The organism is Streptomyces sp. NPDC015220 (assembly GCF_043079345.1).
Taxonomy (GTDB): Bacteria; Actinomycetota; Actinomycetes; order Streptomycetales; family Streptomycetaceae; genus Streptomyces.
The window spans coordinates 25,282-48,571 of the sequence record NZ_JBIBUK010000019.1; the positions used below are offsets into that span (position 1 = coordinate 25,282).

Genomic DNA, 23,290 nt, shown 5'->3' on the forward strand with positions numbered 1-23,290 from the left:
GGTCACTTCGCCGCACTCGGCCAACTCGCCTCGAACGCAACGATTCGACCGATTCACGCACCGGTGAAACCTGCTGTGCGACGGTTGTACGCCCTTGACAGGGGGATGTTCCATTGCCGACACATCGGGCCGGGTCCGGCGGATTGTGTTGCTGCGGACGCCCGACACGCCATAGAGTCGCCAATCGTCGGCATGGTGCCACGCTGACCTGTCTAGAAGTTTCCTGGTCACCAAGGAGGTAAGACGACTTGTGAATGAGTCGACATTTACTCCCGGGGGTGGTCAACCAGGTATGCCTGCGACGGGCCAGGGCTCCACGGGGCTCGAGGCTGTCGGCTCCGTCGCTGTGCGCACCTTCGCAGCCCACCAGGGTCACCGGTTCCCAGGGGTGACCCAGCCAGGACACCAGAGCATGGATGGCCATCACGTGAACGCCATGGCCGGCGACGGAAGTGGCGCGCCCCACAACCACTTCGCCGACTACGACGAACTGCCCGAGGGGCACTTCTACGATCCCGACGCCGAGTACGAGCCCGACCCGGAGTACGCGGCCACGCTCGCGCCCGACGCGGCCCGCCAGCGCCGTGAGCGCGTCGGCCCGACCGGACGCCCGCTGCCGTACTTCCCGATCCCGGGTCCGCTGACCGACCACGGCCCCGCGAAGATCATCGCGATGTGCAACCAGAAGGGCGGCGTCGGCAAGACGACGTCGACCATCAACCTGGGCGCCGCGCTCGCGGAGTACGGCCGCCGTGTGCTGCTCGTGGACTTCGACCCGCAGGGCGCGCTGTCGGTGGGTCTCGGCGTCAACCCGATGGAGCTCGACCTCACCGTCTACAACCTGCTCATGGAGCGGGGCATGTCCGCGGACGAGGTCCTGCTGAAGACCGCGGTCCCCAACATGGACCTGCTGCCCAGCAACATCGACCTGTCGGCCGCCGAGGTGCAGCTGGTCTCCGAGGTGGCGCGCGAGTCCACGCTGCAGCGTGCGCTCAAGCCGCTGCTGGACGACTACGACTACATCGTCATCGACTGCCAGCCCTCGCTCGGCCTGCTCACCGTCAACGCCCTCACGGCCGCGCACAAGGTGATCGTGCCGCTCGAGTGCGAGTTCTTCGCCCTGCGCGGTGTGGCGCTCCTGACCGAGACCATCGAGAAGGTCCAGGAACGCCTCAACCCGGACCTGGAGCTCGACGGGATCCTCGCCACGATGTACGACTCGCGCACCGTGCACAGCCGTGAGGTGCTCGCGCGCGTCGTCGAGGCGTTCGACGACCACGTGTACCACACGGTCATCGGGCGCACCGTCCGCTTCCCGGAGACCACGGTCGCCGGAGAGCCCATCACCACCTACGCCTCCAACTCCGTCGGCGCCGCCGCCTACCGCCAGCTCGCCAGGGAGGTGCTCGCCCGGTGTCACGCCGAGTGAGTCTGCCGGGGGCCGACGAACTGTTCCGTACGACAGGGGGGACGGCGCTCCAGGCGTCCACTCCCCGGCGCCAGGCCGGCGGCGAGGCCCGGGTGCCCGCCCCCGCGGGGGAGAGCGACCCGGCGTCCGCTGCGGAGGACACCCCGCAGTCGGTGCCCGCGCAGGGCGGCGACGGCGAGGGCGCGGAACACGTCGCGGCGGACGCGGAGCCGGCCGGAGCGGGCGAGTCCCGCAGCCGGTCCGCGGCGGACCCCGCCGCGGAACGCCCCGGGCGGCGTCCGGGAACCCAGGAAGGCGCCGTCCCCGGCCCGGCCCAGCCGCAGCCGCGCAAGCGCGGGCGGGCAGCGGCCAGGCGGCCGAGCGGGCGGGAACGGCACGACGAGAAGATCACGGTCTATGTCTCCGCCGAGGAGCTGATGGACCTGGAGCACGCGCGCCTCGTGCTGCGCGGCGAGCACGGACTGGCCGTCGACCGCGGGCGCATCGTCCGTGAGGCGGTGGCGGTCGTCCTCGCGGATCTGGAGACCCGCGGGGACGCCAGCATCCTCGTACGCCGGCTGCGCGGTCGGTAGCGGTAGCCTGCGGAGGTCATGACCTCGAACGACGTTCCCCCTGCCGGCCCCGGCCGCAGACGCGCGCTGGGCAGGGGACCGGGTGCGTGCGCTCCGGCAGCCGCCGCCCAGACGCCCGCGGGGCTCGTGGAGCCCGCGACGCCCGTGAATCCCGCGGAGCCGGCCGGGCAGCGCCCGGAACGGCCGGCCGTCCCCGAGCCGCCGGCCGCCCCGCGCGGGCCGGAGTCAGGCACCCAAGCGGCCCCCGACGAGCCGCCGGAGCCGGCCCCCGGGCCGGGCCGGGCGTCCGAGCCGTCGCCGGCGGCCGACCCCGAGCGGGTGTCAGAGCCGTCACCGGCGGCCGAACACGACCCGGAGCCGGGGCCTGCGCACATGCGGCAGCCAGTACCCGCACCGGAGCCGCGACCGGCACCCGCACCGGATCCCGGGGACGAGTCCGGTCCCGGCGAGGGCGAAGGCGTGTTCAAGGTCCGCCTCTCGAACTTCGAGGGGCCCTTCGATCTCCTCCTCCAGTTGATCGCCAAGCACAAGCTGGACGTCACCGAGGTCGCGCTGTCCAAGGTGACCGACGAGTTCATGGCGCACATCCGGGCGATGGGGCCGGACTGGGACCTCGACGAGACGACCGAGTTCCTGGTCGTGGCGGCGACCCTGCTCGACCTCAAGGCGGCGAGGCTGCTGCCCGCCGCCGAGGTGGAGGACGAGGCCGATCTGGCCCTGCTGGAGGCCCGGGACCTGTTGTTCGCGAGGCTGTTGCAGTACCGCGCCTACAAGCGGATCGCCGACATCTTCGACCGGCGGCTGGACGCGGAGGCCCGGCGCCATCCGCGTACCGTCGGTCTCGAACCCCACCACGCCGAACTGCTGCCCGAGGTCGTCCTCGGCATCGGCCCGGAGCGCTTCGCGAGACTCGCGGTCCGGGCGATGCAGCCCAGGCCCAAGCCGCAGGTGTACGTCGACCACATCCACGCGCCGCTGGTCAGCGTGCAGGAACAGGCCGCGATCGTGGTCGCCCGGCTGCGCGAGCTGGGCGAGGCCGCGTTCCGCACACTGGTCGAGGACACGGACGACACCCTGACCGTCGTGGCCCGCTTCCTGGCGCTGCTGGAGCTGTACCGGGAGAAGGCGGTCGCCCTGGAGCAGGAGACGGCCCTCGGCGAGCTGGTCGTTCGGTGGACCGGGGGCGACGGCGACACGACGCCGCAGGTGACCGACGAGTTCGACCGGCCGCCCGAGGAGCCCGAGGAGCCCGAGGAGGAGAGGAAACCGTGAGCGAGGAGACCACGGAGGTTCCGGCCGGGCTGCGCGCCGTCGCCGACCTCGACCTCAAGCCCGCCCTGGAGGCCGTCCTCATGGTCGTGGACGAACCCGTGACCGAGGAGCGGCTGGCGAAGACGCTCCAGCGGCCCCGGCGGCAGGTCGCGGACGCGCTGCGCGAGCTGGCCGACGAGTACACGGTGCAGAGACGCGGCTTCGAGCTGCGGCTGATCGCCGGAGGCTGGCGCTTCTACACCCGGCCCGAGTACGCCGCGGCCGTCGAGGACTTCGTGCTGGACGGCCAGCAGGCCCGGCTCACCCAGGCCGCGCTGGAGACCCTGGCCGTGGTCGCCTACCGCCAGCCGGTCAGCCGCAGCCGGGTCTCCGCCGTACGCGGAGTCAACTGCGACGGCGTGATGCGCACCCTGCTCCAGCGCGGACTGGTCCAGGAGGCGGGCACGGAACCCGAAACAGGTGCGATCCTGTACACGACGACGAACTACTTCCTGGAGCGGATGGGCCTGCGCGGTCTGGACGAGCTCCCGGAGCTCGCGCCCTTCCTCCCGGAGGCGGAGGCGATCGAGGCCGAGACCCAGGAAGGGGTTCTGTCGTTCGACCCGGACGCACCCGATGACGGACCGGGCGCCCCGACGACCACTCGGGGCATCGACGACGCAGACGACCAGACGGAACTTTGATGCGAAGCAGCGGCAGGAACGGCGGACACGGCGGGCGCGGCGACTACCGCGGCGCCGGCAACGACAGGGACGACAAGCAGGGGCAGGGCCGCCCCCGCAGGCCCCGCCCCGAGGAGCGCCGCTACGACGTGGGCCCCGGCGCCACGAAGGACGGCCCGAAGTCGGGCCGCGGCGGTGCGGCCCGCGGCGGTGCCAAGGGCGGCCCCAAGCAGCCCCAGCAGGGCGGCGGGAGGGGCCGTACGGCTCCCGCGCGCTCCCGCGAGTACGAGGCACGGGCCGAGGAGCGCAACCGCGAGCGGTACGCCGGCAAGAAGGACGTCAAGCTCCCCAAGACCTTCCCGGGCGCCGAGCAGGAGGGCGAGCGGCTGCAGAAGGTGCTCGCCCGCGCCGGATACGGTTCGCGGCGCGCCTGCGAGGAGCTGATCGAGCAGGCCAGGGTCGAGGTCAACGGCGAGATCGTCCTGGAGCAGGGGCGCCGGGTCGACCCGGAGAAGGACGAGGTCAAGGTCGACGGCCTGACCGTGGCCACGCAGTCGTACCAGTTCTTCTCGCTGAACAAGCCCGCCGGTGTCGTCTCCACGATGGAGGACCCGGAGGGCCGCCAGTGCCTCGGCGACTACGTCACCAACCGTGAGACCCGTCTGTTCCACGTGGGCCGGCTGGACACCGAGACCGAGGGCGTCATCCTGCTCACCAACCACGGCGAGCTCGCGCACCGCCTCACCCACCCCAAGTACGGCGTGCGGAAGACCTACCTCGCGCACATCGTCGGACCGATCCCCCGGGACCTGGGCAAGCGTCTGAAGGACGGCATCCAGCTGGAGGACGGCTACGCGCGCGCGGACCACTTCCGGGTGGTAGAGCAGACCGGCAAGAACTACCTCGTCGAGGTCACCCTGCACGAGGGCCGCAAGCACATCGTCCGGCGCATGCTCGCCGAGGCCGGGTTCCCCGTCGACAAGCTGGTCCGCACCGCCTTCGGCCCGATCACCCTGGGCGACCAGAAGTCCGGCTGGCTGCGCCGCCTGTCCAACACCGAGGTCGGCATGCTGATGCAGGAGGTCGACCTCTAGCAGGGCGGGGCCGCCCGGCAGGCCGAGGCGTGGCGGACGCGGTACAGGAAGTCCGCCACGCGCCGCCGGTCGGGTTCGGCGGGCAGCGGGGTGTGCCGGGCGGCCTCCTCGGTCTGGGCCGCCAGACGGTTCATCCAGGACTCGACCAGGGGCCAGGGGACCTCGCCGTGCTTCACCGCCAGCAGGCGCTCGCGGTCCTCGCCCACGTCGAGGGCGAGCCGGCCGGTGCGCAGCAGGTCACGGGCGCCGGCCAGCAGGCGCAGCAGGTGCATGGCGTGCTTCCAGCGCGGGGCGCCGTGCGTGCGCAGGTCGGCGTCGAGCTTCCGGCGCTGGCCGAGGGCGTAGCCGGTGAAGGTTTCGTACACCCGGCGGGACAGGAACGCCTCGCGCAGTGCCAGCAGCTCGCGGCCCGTGCCGTCGGCGTACTCCACCAGTGGCGAGTGCAGGCACTCCAGGATGTTGGGGTTGGCGCGCAGCGCCAGCTCGCAGAAGCGCTCCAGCTCCCAGCTGAACTGCTCGGGCCCCGGCCCGTCCACGTGCGTCGGCGGTTTCTCGAAGCGCCAGAAGAGAGGGGTCGGGGCGACGAAGACGCCCCTGCGGTCCGTGTCGCTGTCGTCCGTCGCCAGCCCGAAGGCGCGCGAGCCCATGACGCAGGCGTAGATCGTGTGGTCGCGCACCAGTGCCGCGGCAGGCGATGTTCGCCCGTCGAGGAGCGGCGTCCGGTGCGTGCTCACTGGGGGTGTCCCCTGCTCGAAGAGCTCGGGGGAGCCGTGCCGTCGCGACCGGGCGGACGTCGCCTGTCGTGGTTCTGGGCCCTCGGACTGCATGTCCGGGAGCGTACGCGGATCCTCACACCAGGCGGACCGAATTTCCCTCCACCTCGATCTGCTGCGGCGACAGCGGACGGGTCGCCGGGCCACTGGCCACCGAGCCGTCGGTCACATGGAACGTGCTGCCGTGGCAGGGGCAGTCGATGGTGCCGCCGGCGACCCTGTCCACGGCGCAGCCCTGGTGCGTGCAGATCGCCGAGAAGGCCTTGAACTCGCCCTTCTTCGGCTGGGTGACGACGACCTTGTGCTCCGCGAAGACCTTGCCGCCGCCGACCGGGATGTCGCTGGTGCTCGTCAGCACCTTGCCCTTGGCGGCGCCCTGCGGCGCGGGCTGCTGGGTGGCTGGGGCCGCGGGAGGGGCGGAGTCGGGAGCCGAGACGGCGGGAGACGGTGAGGAGGAGGCGCTGCCGCCGGAGTTGGAGTCGCCGCAACCGGCGGCGAGCGCCGCGGCGCCCGTCGCGAGAACCGTGCGCCGGGTCGAGCCCTGAGTCATGCCGTCGCTCCGAGGGGTGCCGGGAGGGAAGTCGCTCCGAGTGGAGCGGAAGCATCTTCCCATCGAAAACACCCAGGACGAAGCAAATCGGCAGTGAATGCCGCCAATGGGTCATTCGCTTCCCTTCGTGCCCCTCTCCTCCCTGTGCTCTCCTGTCTCAGCGGGCGGGCGCCGCGCACCGGTGGCTCCCGGTCTGACTAGGCTGGACGCCCGAGCCGATACACATGTCATTCGAGGAGCGGTGCCGTGGCGGTACGAGCGGTCCGGGGGGCCGTCCAGCTGGAGCGGGACGAGGCCGGTCACATGAGCGAGCAGGTCGAGAGCCTGCTCACCGCCGTCCTGGAGCGGAACGGCCTGACCGCCGAGGACCTGATCAGCATCTGGTTCACGGCCACCCCCGACCTGCACTGCGACTTCCCGGCGGCCGCGGCCCGCAGGCTCGGCATCGTCGACGTGCCGCTGATCTGCGCCCAGGAACTGGACATCGAGGGCGCCATGCCGCGTGTGGTCCGCGTGCTCGCGCACATCGAGTCCGACCGGCCGCGCGCCGAGATCGCCCATGTCTACCTCGGCGCCGCCGCCGCCCTGCGCAAGGACATCGCCCAGTGAGAAGCGCCCTCGTCATCGGCACCGGACTCATCGGCACCTCCGCCGCGCTGGCCCTCGTCCGGCGCGGTGTGACCGTGCACCTGACCGACCACGACCCGCAGCAGGCCCGCACGGCCGCGGCGCTCGGAGCCGGCACGGAGGGCGCCCCCGACACCCCCGTCGACCTCGCGATCGTGGCCGCCCCGCCGGCCCACGTGGCCGGTGTGCTCGCCGACGCCATGCGCCGGGGCGTGGCCCGCGGCTATCTGGACGTGGCCAGCGTCAAGGGCGGCCCGCGCCGCGAGCTGCAGTCGCTGGGCCTGGACCTGTCCGGCTACATCGGCACCCACCCCATGTCGGGGCGGGAGAGGTCGGGCCCGCTGGCCGCGACCGCCGACCTCTTCGAGGGCCGCCCCTGGGTGCTCACCCCGACCCGCGACACCGACACCGAGGTCCTGAACCTCGCGCTGGAGCTGGTCTCGCACTGCAGGGCGGTGCCGGTCGTCATGGACGCAGAGGCCCACGACCGCGCCGTCGCCCTGGTCTCCCACATGCCCCACCTGGTCTCCAGCATGGTCGCCGCGCGCCTGGAGCACGCCGAGGAGTCGGCCGTACGGCTGTGCGGGCAGGGCATCCGGGACGTGACCCGGATCGCCGCCTCCGACCCGAGGATGTGGATCGACATCCTCTCCGCGAACCCCGGGCCGGTCGCCGACCTGCTCTCCGACGTCGCCGCCGACCTCGACGAGGCGGTCCGCGCCCTGCGCGCGCTGCAGTCCGCCGACGAGTCCGAGCGCCGCGAGGGCGGCGCCGGCATCGAGGACATGCTGCGGCGGGGCAACGCCGGCCAGGTCCGGGTGCCCGGCAAGCACGGCTCCGCGCCGCGGGCGTACGAGGTCGTGGCCGTTCTCATCGACGACCAGCCCGGCCAGCTGGCCCGGATCTTCGCCGACGCGGGGATGGCCGGGATCAACGTGGAGGACGTCCGCATCGAGCACGCGACCGGGCAGCAGGCCGGTCTGGTCCAGCTGATGGTCGAGCCGAAGGCGGCACCGGTGCTCACGGCCGCCCTGCGGGAGCGGGGCTGGGCCATCCGCCAGTAAGAGGGCCGCCGGGAAGCCAGTAACCTTGTGCGGGGCGCCGCAGGTCCCGTCGTACCCGCCCTTCGGGTGAACCAGGGCGAAGCGACGACAGGACCCGACGTCCCGCACACCCACCCACCACCCTTCACCAGGAAGGTGCCCCGCTGTGGAAAACGGCGCCGCCCGGACCGCCCAGCCCGTGATTGTCGCCATCGACGGCCCCTCCGGCACGGGCAAGTCGAGCACGTCGAAGGCCGTCGCCGCGCAGCTCGGCCTGAGCTACCTGGACACCGGCGCCCAGTACCGGGCGATCACCTGGTGGATGGTGACCAACGGCATCGACCTGGACGACCCGTCCGCCGTCGCCGCGGTGGCGGGCAAGCCCGAGATCGTCTCCGGCACCGACCCGGCCCACCCGACGATCACCGTCGACGGCGTGGACGTGGCCGGCCCGATCCGCACCCAGGAGGTCACCTCCAAGGTCAGCGCGGTCAGCGCGGTACCGGAGGTGCGGACCCGGATCACCGAGCTGCAGCGCTCGCTGGCCGTCTCCGCCGCGGCCGGCATCGTCGTCGAGGGCCGCGACATCGGCACCACCGTGCTGCCCGACGCCGACCTGAAGATCTTCCTCACCGCCTCCGCCGAGGCACGCGCCGCCCGCCGCAGCGGCGAGCTCAAGGGCGCCGACGTCAACGCCACCCGCGAGGCCCTGATCAAGCGGGACGCCGCCGACTCCAGCCGCAAGACCTCCCCGCTGGCCAAGGCCGGCGACGCGGTCGAGGTGGACACCACCGATCTCACTCTGGCCCAGGTCATCGAGTGTGTCGTCACCCTCGTCGAGGAGAAGCGGGCCGGGAAGTGAGCGTCGGGTCGGAGCGTGCGGCGGATCTTCCGTCGGAGCGCGGCGCCGACGTCGGCCGCCGGATCGGCGTCGGCCTGATGTACGGGCTGTGGCGCCCGCGCGTGCTGGGCGCCTGGCGGGTGCCCGTGAACGGCCCGCTGATCCTCGCCGTCAACCACTCGCACAACATCGACGGCCCGATGGTCATGGGCGTGGCGCCCCGGCCGGTGCACTTCCTGATCAAGAAGGAGGCGTTCGTCGGCCCGCTGGGTTCCTTCCTGACCGGCATCGGGCAGGTGGAGGTCGACCGGCGCACCACCGACCGTACGGCGATCACCCGCGCCCTCGGCGTCCTGGACGGCGGCGGGGTCCTCGGGATCTTCCCCGAGGGCACCCGGGGCGAGGGCGACTTCGCCGCGCTGCGCGCCGGACTCGCCTACTTCGCGGTCCGCAGCGGGGCGCCCATCGTCCCGGTGGCGGTGCTGGGAAGTTCCGGGCGGAGCGGCCGGTTGATAAAGGGGCTGCCCCCGCTGCGCTCCCGGGTGGACGTCGTCTTCGGCGACCCGTTCGAGGCGGGCGACGGTGGCGGACGGCGCACCCGGAAGGTGCTGGACGAGGCCACCGGGCGCATCCGGGAACACCTCACCGACCACCTGGAAAACGCCAGGCGCCTGACGGGGCGCTGAGCAACACTTGAGTAGTGGATCACCGCGTCCGAGCGGTCCTCCACCGACCACCACGATGAACTACGAGGTACGGACTTCATGAACGACCAGATCCAGCCCGGCGGCTCGGCTGAGCACGAGTACGACCACGGGGCTCTCGGCGACGCCGAGTACGCGGAGTTCATGGAGCTCGCCGCGGAAGAGGGCTTCGACGTCGAGGACGTCGAGGGCGCCATCGAGGAGGCCGGACACGGCCCGCTGCCCGTTCTCGCCGTCGTCGGCCGCCCCAATGTCGGCAAGTCGACTCTGGTGAACCGCATCATCGGCCGCCGCGAGGCGGTCGTCGAGGACAAGCCGGGCGTCACCCGCGACCGCGTCACCTACGAGGCCGAGTGGGCGGGCCGCCGCTTCAAGGTCGTCGACACCGGCGGCTGGGAGCAGGACGTCCTCGGCATCGACGCCTCCGTCGCCGCGCAGGCCGAGTACGCCATCGAGGCCGCCGACGCGGTCGTCTTCGTCGTCGACGCCAAGGTCGGCGCCACCGACACCGACGAGGCGGTCGTACGGCTGCTGCGCAAGGCCGGCAAGCCCGTGGTGCTCTGCGCCAACAAGGTCGACGGCCCGAGCGGCGAGGCGGACGCCGCCTATCTGTGGTCGCTCGGCCTCGGCGAGCCGCACCCCGTCTCGGCCCTGCACGGCCGCGGCACCGGCGACATGCTGGACCGCGTCCTGGAGGCGCTGCCCGAGGCGCCGCGCGAGTCCTTCGCCGGCGGCGGTGTCGGCGGCCCGCGCCGGGTGGCCCTCATCGGCCGTCCGAACGTCGGCAAGTCCTCTCTGCTGAACAAGGTCGCCGGCGAGGAGCGCGTCGTCGTCAACGAACTGGCCGGCACCACCCGCGACCCGGTCGACGAACTGATCGACCTGGGCGGCAAGACCTGGAAGTTCGTCGACACCGCCGGCATCCGCAAGCGGGTCCACCTCCAGCAGGGCGCCGACTACTATGCCTCGCTGCGCACCGCCGCCGCCGTGGAGAAGGCCGAGGTGGCCGTCGTGCTGATCGACGCCTCCGAGTCGGTCTCGGTGCAGGACCAGCGCATCATCACCATGGCCGTCGAGGCGGGCCGCGCCCTGGTCGTCGCCTACAACAAGTGGGACACCCTCGACGAGGAGCGCCGCTTCTACCTGGAGCGGGAGATCGAGACCGACCTCGCGCAGATCGCGTGGGCGCCGCGGGTCAACGTCTCGGCGTACACCGGACGGCACATGGAGAAGCTGGTCCCGGCGATCGAGACGGCGCTGGCCGGCTGGGAGACCCGGGTGCCGACCGGCCGTCTCAACGCCTTCCTCGGCGAGCTGGTCGCCGCCCACCCGCACCCGATCCGGGGCGGTAAGCAGCCGCGCATCCTGTTCGGCACCCAGGCGGGCACCAAGCCGCCGCGGTTCGTCCTGTTCGCCTCCGGCTTCATCGAGGCGGGTTACCGCCGCTTCATCGAGCGCCGGCTGCGCGAGGAGTTCGGCTTCGAGGGGACGCCGATCCACATCTCGGTGCGGGTGCGCGAGAAGCGCGGCACGAGGAAGAAGTAGCGCAAGCGCCGGAAAGGGCGGCCCCTGGCTCAGGGGCCGCCCTTTCCGGCGTTCGAGTCCGGTGGCCCGGTGACCCGGTGGGTGGGCCGACGGGTGCCGGTGAGTGGGGCCGTGACCCGGTGGGCCCGCACGCGGTACGGGCCGACCGGGTCAGTCGCCGCGGCGCGGGCCGGGCGGCAGCGCCGCCGGAACGTGGTGCATCCCGGTCTCCTGCCGTCGCAGCGTCCCGACCCGCTGCCACTGCGCCTGCTGCTGACCGGTGCCGTGCCGGGCGCCGTAGGTCACTCCGCCGTAGGCCACGTACGCGTTCGAGCCCGCGCCGTGCGAGAGGTTCCCGAACGCGACGAAACCCAGGTCCTCCTCGCCGCTGCGGTCACCCGGCAGGGAGCGGTAGGACTTGACGTACTCGGCGTAGAGCGCGTCGTAGATCGGCGTGGCCGATGGGCCGCCGTGGGTGTCCTGGACCGGCCGCGCTGACCGGATCGGCGGGTAGGGCTGGCGGCGGGGAACGTCATATGCGTGCACGTATCTGCAAACGACCCCGGACCGGAAGGGATGCGGCTCAGGTCCCGGCCAGCGGCAGCGTCGCCGCGACCAGCACCCCCCCGGCCGCCGCCCTGTCCAGGGCGTCGCGCAGCAGGTCCTCGCGCGGCTGGCGGCCGATCGACCCGACCGGGGCGGCGAACAGCAGCACCTGCTGGTGCTTGTTGGCGGCCGCCCGCCAGCCGTCGGTGACCTGGAGCGGCTGGTGCGCCTGCCACCAGGCCACCGGGCGGCCTCCGTCGGCGCCGGGCTGCAGGACGGCGTGCAGCTGCCCCATGGCGAGCAGCACCGACCAGCCGTGCAGCACGGGCGGTACGGAGTCGAGGTCGGCGACCGGCAGATAGCCCTGCTCGACGAGGAGTTGCAGGAACTCGTCGCCGGAGCCGGTCGAACCCGGCCGCGCGATGGGCGCGGTCGGCTCCACCACCAGCGCCGGGTGCAACTCCCCGGCGACCAGGACCAGTCCGCTGGTCACCCCGAGCACCGCCTGCTCCGGCGCCGCCTCCCCGGGTGCGGCCCCCTCGGGCACGGCCTGCGCGGGTGCCCCGCCGGAGGCGCCCGCGTCGGCGTTGATGGAGCGGACCGCGCCGCGCAGCTGCTCCTCGGTGACCTGGACCACCTGGGAGGGCAGGCAGGTGGCGTGGGCGAAGGCGAGGACGGCGGTCTCGTCCCCGACGAACAGGACGGTGCTGGTGCGCTCCTGCGCGGAGTCGCCGGGGGTGCGGCAGGACGTGCAGTCGTAACTGCCCGGGGCGTTCTCTCCGGCGAGCAGCCGGTCGGCCTCTTCGTCGCCGATCTCGGCGCGTACGGCGTCGCTGACGTCGAGCATGCGCGGCACGGGTGGCTCCCTCGGGATGCGTACATGGCGGGACCGGGTGGCTCCCGGCCCATGAACCGGGAGGGCCCCCGGCTCATGAAGAAGACAACGGGCGATCTGTGGCGGGAGTCACGCACTCCGGCGAACGGGATCGAACCATCCCGCGCCCGTGGTCACGGCAGGTGCGGAATCCGTCACTCAACGTCAACTCGACCTCGCGTAGAGGGGTTTGGTGGAGTGAAGTGAGTCACATGGCGGTCGTCCCGGTGGTCGACAAATCACGAAATCAGCGAATGAAGTGGGTGGCCGAAAAAAGCTGATACCTGCGGTAACCAGCAACTGGCCTGCCCGGACGGGCGATTGGTTGATCCGGGCCCGAGATGCTCCCTACATTCCTCCGCCGAGTGCAGCGAGCACCGCTCGGGTACGTCCGCCGACCGCACCACCCAGCAGCACCCAGCACGGTCCCGCCCGGCGGACGGGGCGAGCGCGCCGACCGCGTCCCCGCGCGGAAAGCGCGCCCCGCCTCGGGGCACCCCGGGTCCTTCGAGAGGGATCTACATGTCCGAATGTGCCGATACCTACGCCGACTCCAAGCACGAAGGCGCCCGTAGGGCGCGGACCACGGCGTCCCTCGCCGGGGCGGTCCTGCTCGCCCCGCTCGGCCTGCTGGCCGCGACCGGCGGCGCCCAGGCGGCCGACGGCGGGGTGTGGGACCGCATCGCCCAGTGCGAGAGCGGCGGCAACTGGCACATCAACACCGGCAACGGCTACTACGGCGGACTCCAGTTCGCCGCCGGTACCTGGCGGGCCTACGGCGGCACGAACTACGCGCCCACCGCCGACCAGGCGTCCAGGGCGCAGCAGATCGCCGTCGCCACCCGGGTCCAGCAGGCCCAGGGGTGGGGCGCCTGGCCCGTCTGCTCCGCCCGGGCCGGCGCGTCCGGCGGTGCGCCGGCGGCGAGTTCCGGCTCGGGCTCGGGCGGTGGGTCGGGTGCGGCCGGGACCGAGTCGACGTACAAGGCCCACAAGACCCGCGGCTCCTACGAGTCGGCGCACGAGTCGGCCCGGCGCGCCGCGCAGAACGCGGCCCCGGCGCACGGGACGGGCGGCGCGTCCCACGGCGAGTACACCGTCCGCGCGGGCGACACGCTGAGCACCATCGCCGCCCGGCACGGGACCGGCTGGCACCGGCTCTACGCCGCCAACCGGTCCGTCATCGGCGCCGACCCCGATCTGATCGTGCCCGGCCAGCGCCTGGCGCTCTGATCCGCCGCTCCGTCCAGCCGCTCCCGTCCCCGGAGCACGAGGCCCCGTCCGGCGTCGCCGGACGGGGATCGTCGTCCCGATCGCGCGGTCCCCTCGCGGACAGTGGCTGTCCGCGACGCCTGGCAGACTCACCCCATGCTGGAGACCTCGGCGCGGCTGCTGCGTCTGCTCTCACTGCTCCAGGCCCACCGCGAGTGGTCCGGGGCCGAACTGGCCGAACGACTGGGCGTCACCCCGCGCACGGTGCGGCGGGACGTGGACCGGCTGCGCGGACTCGGCTACCCGGTCGACGCCAGCCCCGGCACCGGGGGCGGCTACCAACTGGGCGCGGGGGCCGAGCTGCCCCCGCTGCTCCTGGACGACGAGGAGGCGGTCGCCGTCGCCGTGGGGCTGCGCACGGCCGCCGGGCAGGGCATCGAGGGCATCGGCGAGACCTCGGTGCGGGCGCTGGCCAAGCTGGAACAGGTGCTGCCCGGCCGGCTGCGCCGCCGGGTGGGCGCCCTCACCGCGTTCACCGTGCCGATGCTGCGCGGCCCGCGGCAGTCCCCGGTCGACCCCGCCGTCCTGACCGAGCTGGCCCACCTGTGCCGGGACGCCGAGCGGTTGCGCTTCGAGTACCGCGGTCACGACGGCGCGGTGAGCCGCCGGACCGTCGAACCGCACCGGCTGGTGTGCACCGAGTACCGCTGGTACCTGGTCGCCTGGGACCTCGACCGCGACGACTGGCGGACGTTCCGGGTGGACCGGGTCACGCCCAGGCCGCCGCACGGTCCGCGGTTCCCGCCGCGCACCCCGCCCGCCGACGACCTCGCCGCCTATGTGTCCGAGGGGGTCTCCACACGTGCGTACGCCGCGCACGCCGTCGTCCGGCTGCTGGTGCCGCGGGCGGAGGCGGTCGCGCGGATCTCCCCCTCGGCCGGGACGCTGGAGGCCGACGGGCCAAAGTCGTGCGTCCTGCGCACCGGCGCCGCGGACCTCGACACGATGGTCGTCCACGTCCTGATGACGGGTCTGCCGTTCGAAGTGCTGGAGCCCGCCGAGCTGACCGAGGCGATCAGGGCCGCCCGGGACCGGCTCGACGCCGCGCTGGCCCGCGGGGGACCGGACCGGGCGGAGCACGGCGGGGATTCTGTGTCCAAACGGTGGGATTCCTGTGTCGTTCCGGATTTTGCGGGCGGTGCGGAATCGGCGGCGAACGGCGGTGAATGACCTGCCCGAGCCGCCTGCCGACGAAGCCCGGAAGGGTTCTCCGGACTCTTTCCGCCCGGCTTTTCCGGGGGTCGTGCAGAGCGGTGGGAATTGCGTTCGAAAGGCCGCGCGAGGGGGGCGGGAGCACGGCCTGCGCGGGCGGAGTTCGCCCTGATCCGGTTGTCGTGATCCTGTGACTGAAATGTGACAGGAGGGACGCCTGGGGCCGCGCTTCCGTGACCGCCGGTGCCCTGGTGGGCTTCCCCGGCCACCGGTCAGGCCCTAGCGTGGCCGTATGGCACCCATTCCCACCCCGCCCCCGGAGCCCCAGGACAGCCCCGAGGGGTACGTCGGCCTGGAGGCCGGGGAGGCCGAGCGGCTGGCGCGTGCACGGGGCTGGTCCACCGTGCGGTCACTGGCGCCGGGCACGGTCGTCACCATGGAGTACCGGTACGGCCGGTTGAACTTCGAGGTCGAGGGCGGCCGGGTGGCCCGTGCCTGGAAGGGCTGAGCCGCCGTCCGCCGGTCAGGGGCGGGCGGCGGAGGTGGTGCCGCGCGGGACGCGCTCGGAGTGCGCGGGCCGGCGGCTGCCGGCCGGAGCGACCGGGGCGCGCTCGCCGCGCGCCGGGTGCGGACCCTGGGCGAAGTGGTAGGACGGCGGTCGGGCCGAGCGGCCGGTGCCCACCGTCTCGCGGGTCGCCGGCGCCTCCTCCGACGCGGGGGTGCGCGGCTTGAGCAGCGCGGGCGCGCCGACGGCGACGGGCGGGGCGGACTTGGGCGCCCCGCGGCCGCGACGGGCCCGCCAGCGGTCGCGCAGGTCGAAGAGCTTGGTCTCGGTCCGGGCGATCAGCGGCTCGAACCAGGGCAGCGCCAGCAGGTTCAGCAGCCCGGCGGCCCAGCCGAGGAGCACGTCGCTCAGCCAGTGGGTGCCCAGGTAGACGGTGGTGAGGCCGACCCCGAGGGCGGTCACCGCGGACAGCGCCGACAGCCAGCGGCGGGCCCTGGGAGTGGAGGCCAGATAGGCCAGGATGCCCCAGGTCATCACCGCGTTGGCGGTGTGGCCGCTGGGAAATATATCGCCGCCCCGCCACATCTCGTTGGAGCCGATGACGGTGGCGTAGTGCGGTCCGAGCCGGCCCATGCCGTACTTGGCGCCGCCGACCGTGACGTTCAGCAGCAGCAGTGAGGCGGCGAGGACCAGCAGCGGGCGCAGCGTGTGCTGCCGCCAGCAGCGCCAGCCCAGCCAGGCGGCGATCATCACGGCGGTGGGGCCGCGCTGGCCCAGCACCACGTAGTAGTCGAGGAACGCGTGGATCTGCGGCCACTGCTGGTACGGCCGGAAGAACATGACCTGCCAGTCGAGGCGGACCAGCCAGGAAGTGGTCACCACGGCCCAGACGATCGCCAGGTAGAAGGCCAGGATCGCGGAGAACAGAACGACCCGGTGCCGGCTCATCCGTGGCACGTCGATGTGCGCCGGCCGTTGCGGCTCACGGTCCAGCCTGGCGAACACCCGGTCCAGGCGGGTGAGGGTTCCTTCGGTACGCACCTAATCGACGTTACAGTCAGTGAGCTCAGTTCCCGGACGAATCACGTGGTTTGTGATGACGATGTGATGTGGGATTGCTCTCAACGGGTCTTTATTTCCACGGATTCCGTAATAGTCGCGCTCACCGGCCTGCAATTCCTTTGATCATTTCGGCGGGTTCTTATCTGATGCTTATGAATGCGTTGACCATGCGCTCGGATGGAATTAACCGTGTGTACACGGCCCCCGCCCGGAAACGATCTTGTTCCGCCCGTCGCCTCCGATGAAGAAGCCGATCACGGCGGACCGGAGCCGTTCAGCCAGAAAGCCCCGTACAGCGCCGAGGCGAGCGCGACGGCGCCCACCACCGCGGCCGACCGGGGGACGCGGGCCCGGGCGAGGGCCACGGCGAGCGGGAACAGCAGGGGGAAGGCCGGCAGCAGCAGGCGCGGCTTGGAGCCGAAGTAGCTCGACGCGCACAGCGCCAGCGCGGTGACCACGCCCGAGTACACCAGCAGCGGCAGCGGCTGCCCCTGCCGCGCCCCGGCGACGTACAGCCAGATCACCAGAGCCACCCCGGCGATCAGGCCGAGCCCGGCCAGGGCGGAGGGGAACGAGGTGAGCTTGTCGGCGACGAAGCGGGCGAAGGCGTATCCGCCGTCGAAGCCGTTGCGCCAGCCGGCCTGCACGTCGAGATAGCCGAAGGGGCCCGTTCCGGTGCGGTGGCCGACCCACAGGACGTAACCGGCGGCGCCGAGCGGGGCGAGCAGCATTCCGAGGGCCGGGCGGCCGGGGGAGCGGGGGCCGTCGGCAGGGGCGTGCGAAGTGGCCCGTGCGCCGTGCGGTCCGGTCGCGCTCCGGTTGCGCACGAACGAGATGACGGCCGCCGTCCACACCGCGGCGACCACCGCGAGCCCGACCGGCCGGGTCAGTCCCGCCAGCAGGGCCAGGGAGCCGGCGGCCACCCAGCGGCCGGTGAGCACGCAGTAGAGCGACCAGGCGGCGAGCGCGGTGAACAGCGACTCGCTGTACGCCATCGACTGCACGATCCCGACCGGCAGCACCGCCCACAGCAGCACGGCGCAGATCCCCGCCCGCCGTTCTCCCTCCGCCGCCCTTCCGAGGCCGCGCTCCACGTCCCGCGCCCCGCGGCCGTACACGTGATCGGCGACCGCGAAGATCCCCCAGGCCGCCGCGAGCGAGGCGAGCAGGCTCACCACGAGGCCGGCGTCGGCCAAGGACAGCGGGGCGACGGCGGCGAGCAGCCGCTCCAGCCCGGGCAGCAGTGGGAAGAAGGCGAGGTCGGAGTGGACGTCGCCGTTCGCGAGCCGCACCTCGTAGCCGTAACCGCCGTCGGCGACCCTGGCGTACCAGAGGGAGTCCCAGCGGGCGGTCAGCAGGGTGTGGGCGCTCTTGCCGCGCGCGGCGCTCCAGACGGCCAGGGCGACCAGTCCCAGGGCGCGCACGGCCGCGTACCCGAGGAGCGCCGGGGCGGCCCGGCGCAGGGCCGACTGCCGGGCCGGGGCCGCACGTGTCACAAGATCGGTCACGGGCTCGATTATCGTCCGGGCCCGGAACCGGGCGGTCCGCCGGGGCCCGTTCACCGGGCGGGCGAGTGGCGTACGCCACACGGTTGCCCGCAGGGTGTGAGAGGTGGGCCACGTGTCACCCGGGCGGACTCGCGTACGCTGACGTGTCACTCGCACACCGTTGCGCGGGCCGGGGCACCGCTTCTTCCCGGCCGAGCCGTGGGGGAGTCCCCGCCCCGCGGGCCCGCCGAACGCGAGGGTTCATCTGGGAGGTACGCACATGTCCGGGACGACCACGGCCCCGGCCCGGCCGCGCCGTCGGGCGACCGGGGACGGTGCGGGCCGCTGGGTCGTCCTGGTCGTGCTCTGCGTCAGCCTGCTGCTGGTCGCGGTGGACGCGACCGTGCTGCACGTGGCGGTGCCCGCCGTCACCGAGGACCTCAGGCCCGGCGCCGTCGAGCTGCTCTGGATCGTCGACATCTACCCGCTGGTCTGCGCCTCGTTGCTGATCCTGTTCGGCACGCTGGGCGACCGGGTGGGCCGCAGACGGATCCTGCTGCTGGGCTACGGCATCTTCGGCATCGCCTCAGCCGTGGCGGCCTTCGCACCGAATCCCCAGACGCTGATCCTCGCCCGGGCGCTGCTCGGCGTCGGCGGCGCCATGATCATGCCGGCCACGCTGTCGATCCTGCGGGAGGTCTTCCCGGACCGGCGCGAGCGCGCGCTGGCGATCGGCGTCTGGAGCGCGGTCGCCGCGGTGGGCGCGGCCATCGGGCCGCTGCTCGGCGGCTTCCTCCTCGAACACTTCTGGTGGGGGTCGGTCTTCCTCGTCAACATCCCGCTGATGCTGGTCAGCCTGCCGGTGGGCCGGCTGCTGCTGCCGGAGTCGACCGGCGAGCGGGACGGGCCCTGGGACGTGGTCGGCGCCGTCATGGCGGCGGTCGGCCTCTTCGGCGCGGTGCTGGGCGTGAAGCGGCTCGGCGCCGGGGAGCCCGTGCTGAGCGTGCTGACCCTGGGGCCGCTGGTGGCGGGCGCGGTGCTGCTGGTGGCGTTCGTGCGCCGGCAGCGGCGCAGGACGCATCCGCTGGTGGACCTCGGGATGTTCGCCCGGCCCGCGTTCAGCACGGCGGTGGGCTGCATCGTGCTGGCGATGCTGGCGCTGGTCGGTCTGGAGCTGATCGCGGCGCAGTACCTGCAACTGGTGCTCGGGCTGTCACCGCTGCGGACCGGACTGCGGCTGCTGCCGCTGACCTTCGCCGCGATGGCGGCCGGGCTGCTCGGGGCCCGGATGCTGCGGCGGTTCGGACCGCGGCGGATGGTGAGCGCCGGCTTCTGCGTGACCGCCGTCGCGGTGCTGGTGCTGACCGCGATGGGCGGCGAGGACGACGCCGGGCTGCTGCTGTCCGGGTTCGTGCTGCTCGGCTTCGGGCTGGAGACGACGCTGTTCGGGGCGTACGAGTCGATGCTGAGCGAGGCGCCGGCTGCCCGGGCGGGCGGCGCCGCCGCCATCGGCGAGACGTCGTACCAACTGGGCGCGGGGATGGGCATCGCGCTGCTGGGAACGGTGATGAACGCGGCGTACGCGCCGGGGCTGACGCGGGTGCCGGGGGTGCCGGCGGCGGCCTCGGGGGCGGCGGCGCACTCGCTGGGGGAGGCCTACGAGGTCGCCGGGCGGCTCGGCGGGGCGAGGGGGGACGCGCTGCGGCACGCGGCCCGGGACTCCTTCGTGCACGGGCTGCACGTGACGTTGCTGGTGAGCGCGGGGCTGTTGCTGCTGGGCGCGGTGGCGGCCTGCCGCCTGCCGCGGGTGATGCAGTGCGACGCCGGCGACGGCGGGGTGGAGCTGCCCGCGCAGCGGGAGGCGGACAGGTCCCGCGTGTCCGCGTGACCTCCGCCCTTCTCCCGTCCGTGAACCGCCCGCGCCGGTGCTGGGGCGCGTCCTGGGGAAGACCCTGGACGAGGGCCACGTGGCGTCGTAACGTCGGGCCCGAGTCGCTTAACTAGCGGTGCTAGTTTCCCTAGTCGGAGGTGCCCATGCCGGCGTCGTCGAAATCGTCGCTGCCCCCGTTCGACCCCGCCGACCCCCTCGGGATCGACGACCTGCTGGAGCCGGAGGACCTCGCCGTCCGCGACACCGTGCGGAGCTGGGCCGCCGACCGGGTGCTGCCGCGGGTCGCCGAGTGGTACGAGAGCGGCGAGCTGCCGGTCGTCCGGGAGCTCGCCCGCGAGCTGGGGTCGATCGGCGCGCTCGGGATGTCGCTCAGCGGATACGGCTGCGCCGGCGCCAGCGCCGTCCAGTACGGGCTCGCCTGCCTGGAGCTGGAGGCCGCCGACTCCGGGATCCGGTCCCTGGTCTCGGTGCAGGGCTCCCTCGCCATGTACGCCCTCCACCGCTTCGGCTCCGAGGAGCAGAAGCGGCAGTGGCTGCCGCGCATGGCGGCCGGCGAGGTGATCGGCTGCTTCGGGCTCACCGAGCCGGACCACGGCTCCGACCCCGCCTCCATGCGCACCCACGCCAAGCGCGACGGCGGCGACTGGGTGCTCAACGGGCGCAAGATGTGGATCACCAACGGGTCGGTGGCCGGGGTCGCCGTCGTGTGGGCCCGGACCGAGGACGGCATCCGCGGCTTCGTGGTCCCCGCCGGCACCCCTGGCTTCTCCGCCCCCGAGATCAAGCACAAGTGGTCCCTGCGCGCCTCCGTCACCAGCGAGCTCGTCCTCGACGACGTACGGCTGCCCGCCGACGCAGTACTGCCCGGGGCGAGTGGGCTGCGCGGACCGCTGAGCTGTCTGTCCCACGCCCGCTACGGCATCGTCTGGGGCGCGATGGGCGCGGCCCGCTCCTGCTTCGAGGCGGCCGTCGACTACGCGAAGTCGCGTGAGCAGTTCGGCAGACCCATCGGCGGCTTCCAGCTCACCCAGGCAAAACTCGCCGACATGGCGGTCGAACTGCACAAGGGGATCCTGCTCGCCCACCACCTCGGGCGGCGCATGGACGCCGGCCGGCTCCGTCCGGAGCAGGTCAGTTTCGGCAAGCTCAACAACGTACGGGAGGCGATCGGCATCTGCCGCACGGCGCGGACGATCCTCGGCGCCAACGGGATCTCCCTCGAATACCCCGTGATGCGGCACGCGACCAACCTCGAGTCGGTGCTCACCTACGAGGGCACGGTCGAGATGCACCAGCTCGTGCTGGGCAAGGCGCTCACCGGTCTCGACGCCTTCCGGTGAGCCCCGGACGGGGCAGGGCCGGCGCGCGGCCCTGCCTCAGCTCTGGTTGAAGAAACCGTCCGAACGGTGCGCCCCCGGGTCGCCGCTGATGATCTCGGTGTCGGCGGGGGAGAGCAGGAAGACGCGGGTGGAGACGCGGTCGATGGAGCCGCGCAGGCCGAAGACGAGCCCGGCCGCGAAGTCGACCACGCGCTTGGCGTCGGCCGCCTCCATGGCCGTGAGGTTCATGATGACGGGCACGCCGTCCCGGAACAGCTCGCCGATGGCGCGCGCGTCGCGGAAGCTGTCCGGCGTCACCGTGCCGATCCGGCGGCCCTTTTCCTCGGCCGTGTCCGTGGCCACCTTCACCCGCGGGTCCGTGACCCAGGCGTCCTGGGACTCGGCCCCCTCGGAGTAGTCGTCGTCGTAGTAGCGCTCGTCTTCGTTGTCGTCGACGAGGCCGAGCCACGCACTCGCCTTGCGTACCGATCCCATGGACGCCTCCTCTCACAGCGGTCTTTCGTGCTTTCCGCATCCCTATGGTCATCCATGATGCGGACGGTGCGCCAAGTGGATAGACGCCGCGCGGGGGGTTTGTGACGGTACTGGTGCACAGCCCGATCCGTCGAGAGCCTTGTGCCCCAAGGGTCATGTTCTACGCGGCTGCTGACTGTGAGTGAAATATGATTGTCCATGCGGCGCGATGGCACATGGGTGACCAGTGGTGCGTACGGGTGAACGAAGTGGCCGATACGATGCGGCAGCTCAACGTCGTACACACCACGGGGGAACGTCGTGTTCGGAATCGTCAGACCATGTGCTCACCGGCTGGGGGACGGCCTCAAGGCCCAGTGGATGGCGCATCTGTGCGGGCTGTGCCTGGCGCTGCGCGGTGACCACGGACAGTTCGCCCGGGTCGTGACGAACTACGACGGTCTCCTCATATCGGTCCTGACGGAGGCTCAGGCCGAAAAGGGCGGTGGCAAGGGCGGTGGGCGGCGCACGGCCGGACCCTGCCCGCTGCGCGGAATGCGCACCGCGTCCGTCGCACAGGGTGAGGGCGCCCGGCTGGCGGCGGCCGTCTCGCTGGTGCTGGCCTCGGCCAAGGTGCGCGACCACGTCACCGACGGCGACGGGCTGCTGGCCCGCCGGCCGGTGGCGCTCGCCGCGCGCCGGGTCGCCGACCGCTGGGGGCGTGCGGGCGCCCGTACCGGAGCCGACGTCGGATTCGACACCGCCGTCCTCGTCGACGCCGTGGACCGGCAGGTCGGCATCGAGACGCTGGCCGGACCCGGCACACCGATCCTGACCGTCACCGAGCCGACCGAGACCGCGACCGCCGCCGCCTTCGCGCACACCGCGGTCCTCGCCGGCCGGCCCGCCAACGCCGAACCGCTCGCCGAGGCCGGGCGCCTGTTCGGACGGCTCGCGCACCTCCTGGACGCGGTGGAGGACCGCGCGGCCGACGCCGCCTCGGGCGCCTGGAATCCGCTCACCGCGACCGGGACCCCGCTCGCCGAGGCCCGCCGGCTCGCCGACGACGCCGTGCACGGCATCCGGCTCGCCCTGCGCGAGGCCGAGTTCACCGACGGCCGGCTCGCCCATCTGCTGCTCGCCCACGAACTCCCGCGCTCCGTGGACCGCGCCTTCGGCACCGGGTCCTGCGGGCACGCCGCGCAGCACCCGCACGCCCCGCAGGACGCCTTCGGGCCGCCGCAGGGGCCGTACGCGCCGCAGAGCCCGCCGCACCCGCACACTCCCGGCGGCCCTTACCAGGGCGGCAACCCCTTCGGCGGTGAGCCGCCGCGGCCGGGGAAGCGCGGATTCTGGGCCGGGTGCGCGGCGGCCGTCGGGCTCTGCTGCACCTGCAAGGCGTGCTGCGCCGAGGAGTTCGAGGGTCCGTGGTCGCGGAAGAAGCGCGGTGGCTGGTGCCGCGACTGGGACTGCTCGTGCTGCGAGGCGTGCCAGTGCTGCGAGTGCTGTGAATGCTGCTCGTGCTGCGACTGCTGACGCCGGCGGCGGCCGTTTGTCGTCACGGTGACCGCGGGGTCTGACGGTGGCTGTCGGTCGTGATGGTGCTGCCGGGTCTGACGG

Annotated in this window: 23 protein-coding genes; 16 read left to right on the top strand and 7 right to left on the bottom strand. The window is 72.9% G+C overall.

What is annotated here, in order from left to right; translation table 11 throughout:
* Nucleotides 1-292: 292 nt before the first annotated feature.
* From ACF061_RS29100 to ACF061_RS29120, 5 genes are read left to right on the top strand one after another with little or no spacing between them, the layout of a single operon-like run.
* Nucleotides 293-1,429 (top strand): ParA family protein, encoded by a 1,137-nt coding sequence (locus ACF061_RS29100; protein ID WP_392269959.1) that lies wholly within the window; start codon nt 293-295, stop codon nt 1,427-1,429.
* Complete coding sequence (locus ACF061_RS29105) at nt 1,414-2,001, top strand: hypothetical protein (protein WP_392269960.1); 588 nt, start codon at nt 1,414-1,416, stop codon at nt 1,999-2,001. The genes ACF061_RS29100 and ACF061_RS29105 overlap by 16 nt, the downstream gene beginning before the upstream one ends.
* Nucleotides 2,002-2,019: 18 nt before the next feature.
* Nucleotides 2,020-3,273, top strand: coding sequence for a segregation and condensation protein A (locus ACF061_RS29110; RefSeq protein WP_392269961.1), 1,254 nt, complete (start codon nt 2,020-2,022; stop codon nt 3,271-3,273).
* The gene (gene scpB / locus ACF061_RS29115) at nt 3,270-3,956 is read left to right on the top strand and encodes an SMC-Scp complex subunit ScpB (protein WP_392269962.1); all 687 of its coding nucleotides are present in this window, start codon (nt 3,270-3,272) and stop codon (nt 3,954-3,956) included. The genes ACF061_RS29110 and scpB overlap by 4 nt, the downstream gene beginning before the upstream one ends.
* Nucleotides 3,956-5,029 (top strand): pseudouridine synthase, encoded by a 1,074-nt coding sequence (locus ACF061_RS29120; protein ID WP_392269963.1) that lies wholly within the window; start codon nt 3,956-3,958, stop codon nt 5,027-5,029. Before scpB ends, ACF061_RS29120 begins: the two co-directional genes overlap by 1 nt.
* Here the strand turns inward: ACF061_RS29120 and ACF061_RS29125 are convergent.
* The gene (locus ACF061_RS29125) at nt 5,026-5,763 is read right to left on the bottom strand and encodes a DNA polymerase beta superfamily protein (RefSeq protein ID WP_392269964.1); all 738 of its coding nucleotides are present in this window, start codon (nt 5,761-5,763) and stop codon (nt 5,026-5,028) included. The genes ACF061_RS29120 and ACF061_RS29125 overlap by 4 nt on opposite strands.
* 115 nt (nt 5,764-5,878) lie before the next feature.
* Nucleotides 5,879-6,352 carry a Rieske (2Fe-2S) protein gene (locus tag ACF061_RS29130; protein ID WP_392269965.1) on the bottom strand — a complete coding sequence of 158 codons (474 nt, stop codon included), beginning with the start codon at nt 6,350-6,352 and terminating at the stop codon, nt 5,879-5,881.
* A gap of 246 nt (nt 6,353-6,598) precedes the next feature.
* On the opposite strand from ACF061_RS29130, the gene aroH reads away from it, so the two are divergent.
* The 5 genes from aroH to der all read left to right on the top strand — a co-directional run bounded on the left by aroH (nt 6,599) and on the right by der (nt 11,112).
* Nucleotides 6,599-6,961 (top strand): chorismate mutase, encoded by a 363-nt coding sequence (gene aroH, locus ACF061_RS29135; protein WP_392269966.1) that lies wholly within the window; start codon nt 6,599-6,601, stop codon nt 6,959-6,961.
* Nucleotides 6,958-8,043 (top strand): prephenate dehydrogenase, encoded by a 1,086-nt coding sequence (locus ACF061_RS29140; RefSeq protein ID WP_392269967.1) that lies wholly within the window; start codon nt 6,958-6,960, stop codon nt 8,041-8,043. Before aroH ends, ACF061_RS29140 begins: the two co-directional genes overlap by 4 nt.
* 145 nt (nt 8,044-8,188) lie before the next feature.
* Nucleotides 8,189-8,884, top strand: a complete 696-nt coding sequence (cmk, locus tag ACF061_RS29145) for a (d)CMP kinase (protein ID WP_392269968.1) — start codon at nt 8,189-8,191, stop codon at nt 8,882-8,884.
* A complete protein-coding gene (locus tag ACF061_RS29150) occupies nt 8,842-9,549 on the top strand; it encodes a lysophospholipid acyltransferase family protein (RefSeq protein WP_392269969.1) in 708 nt (235 codons plus the stop codon). Before cmk ends, ACF061_RS29150 begins: the two co-directional genes overlap by 43 nt.
* A 78-nt stretch (nt 9,550-9,627) precedes the next feature.
* Nucleotides 9,628-11,112, top strand: coding sequence for a ribosome biogenesis GTPase Der (der, locus tag ACF061_RS29155; protein ID WP_392269970.1), 1,485 nt, complete (start codon nt 9,628-9,630; stop codon nt 11,110-11,112).
* Between the two features lie 150 nt (nt 11,113-11,262).
* Here der and ACF061_RS29160 read toward each other — a convergent pair whose 3' ends face one another.
* Together ACF061_RS29160 and ACF061_RS29165 are read right to left on the bottom strand one after the other, a co-directional pair.
* Entirely contained in the window at nt 11,263-11,637 is a 375-nt protein-coding gene (locus ACF061_RS29160) for a hypothetical protein (RefSeq protein WP_392269971.1), read from the bottom strand.
* Nucleotides 11,638-11,674: 37 nt separating this feature from the next.
* Nucleotides 11,675-12,493 carry a hypothetical protein gene (locus ACF061_RS29165; protein ID WP_392269972.1) on the bottom strand — a complete coding sequence of 273 codons (819 nt, stop codon included), beginning with the start codon at nt 12,491-12,493 and terminating at the stop codon, nt 11,675-11,677.
* 540 nt (nt 12,494-13,033) lie between these two features.
* Here ACF061_RS29165 and ACF061_RS29170 point away from each other — a divergent pair.
* From ACF061_RS29170 to ACF061_RS29180, 3 genes are all read left to right on the top strand, one after another.
* Nucleotides 13,034-13,741, top strand: coding sequence for a transglycosylase family protein (locus tag ACF061_RS29170; RefSeq protein WP_392269973.1), 708 nt, complete (start codon nt 13,034-13,036; stop codon nt 13,739-13,741).
* 135 nt (nt 13,742-13,876) lie between these two features.
* Entirely contained in the window at nt 13,877-14,950 is a 1,074-nt protein-coding gene (locus ACF061_RS29175) for a helix-turn-helix transcriptional regulator (protein WP_392269974.1), read from the top strand.
* A gap of 274 nt (nt 14,951-15,224) precedes the next feature.
* On the top strand, nt 15,225-15,440 hold the full coding sequence (locus ACF061_RS29180) for an I78 family peptidase inhibitor (protein WP_392269975.1): 216 nt from the start codon (nt 15,225-15,227) through the stop codon (nt 15,438-15,440).
* 15 nt (nt 15,441-15,455) lie between these two features.
* Here the strand turns inward: ACF061_RS29180 and ACF061_RS29185 are convergent, their stop codons facing one another.
* Entirely contained in the window at nt 15,456-16,478 is a 1,023-nt protein-coding gene (locus ACF061_RS29185) for a phosphatase PAP2 family protein (RefSeq protein WP_392269976.1), read from the bottom strand.
* A gap of 275 nt (nt 16,479-16,753) precedes the next feature.
* Nucleotides 16,754-18,007, bottom strand: a complete 1,254-nt coding sequence (locus tag ACF061_RS29190) for a hypothetical protein (RefSeq protein WP_392269977.1) — start codon at nt 18,005-18,007, stop codon at nt 16,754-16,756.
* Nucleotides 18,008-18,266: 259 nt separating this feature from the next.
* Between ACF061_RS29190 and ACF061_RS29195 the strand changes: the two genes are divergently transcribed.
* On the top strand, nt 18,267-19,874 hold the full coding sequence (locus ACF061_RS29195; RefSeq protein ID WP_392269978.1) for an MFS transporter: 1,608 nt from the start codon (nt 18,267-18,269) through the stop codon (nt 19,872-19,874).
* 146 nt (nt 19,875-20,020) lie between these two features.
* Nucleotides 20,021-21,217: an acyl-CoA dehydrogenase family protein gene (locus tag ACF061_RS29200; protein ID WP_392269979.1), complete on the top strand. Its 1,197-nt coding sequence runs from the start codon at nt 20,021-20,023 to the stop codon at nt 21,215-21,217.
* A gap of 36 nt (nt 21,218-21,253) precedes the next feature.
* On the opposite strand, the gene ACF061_RS29205 is transcribed toward ACF061_RS29200, so the two are convergent.
* Nucleotides 21,254-21,691: a cell division protein SepF gene (locus ACF061_RS29205; RefSeq protein WP_392269980.1), complete on the bottom strand. Its 438-nt coding sequence runs from the start codon at nt 21,689-21,691 to the stop codon at nt 21,254-21,256.
* Between the two features lie 300 nt (nt 21,692-21,991).
* On the opposite strand from ACF061_RS29205, the gene ACF061_RS29210 reads away from it, so the two are divergent.
* Complete coding sequence (locus ACF061_RS29210) at nt 21,992-23,206, top strand: DUF5685 family protein (protein WP_392269981.1); 1,215 nt, start codon at nt 21,992-21,994, stop codon at nt 23,204-23,206.
* Nucleotides 23,207-23,290 lie beyond the last annotated feature (84 nt).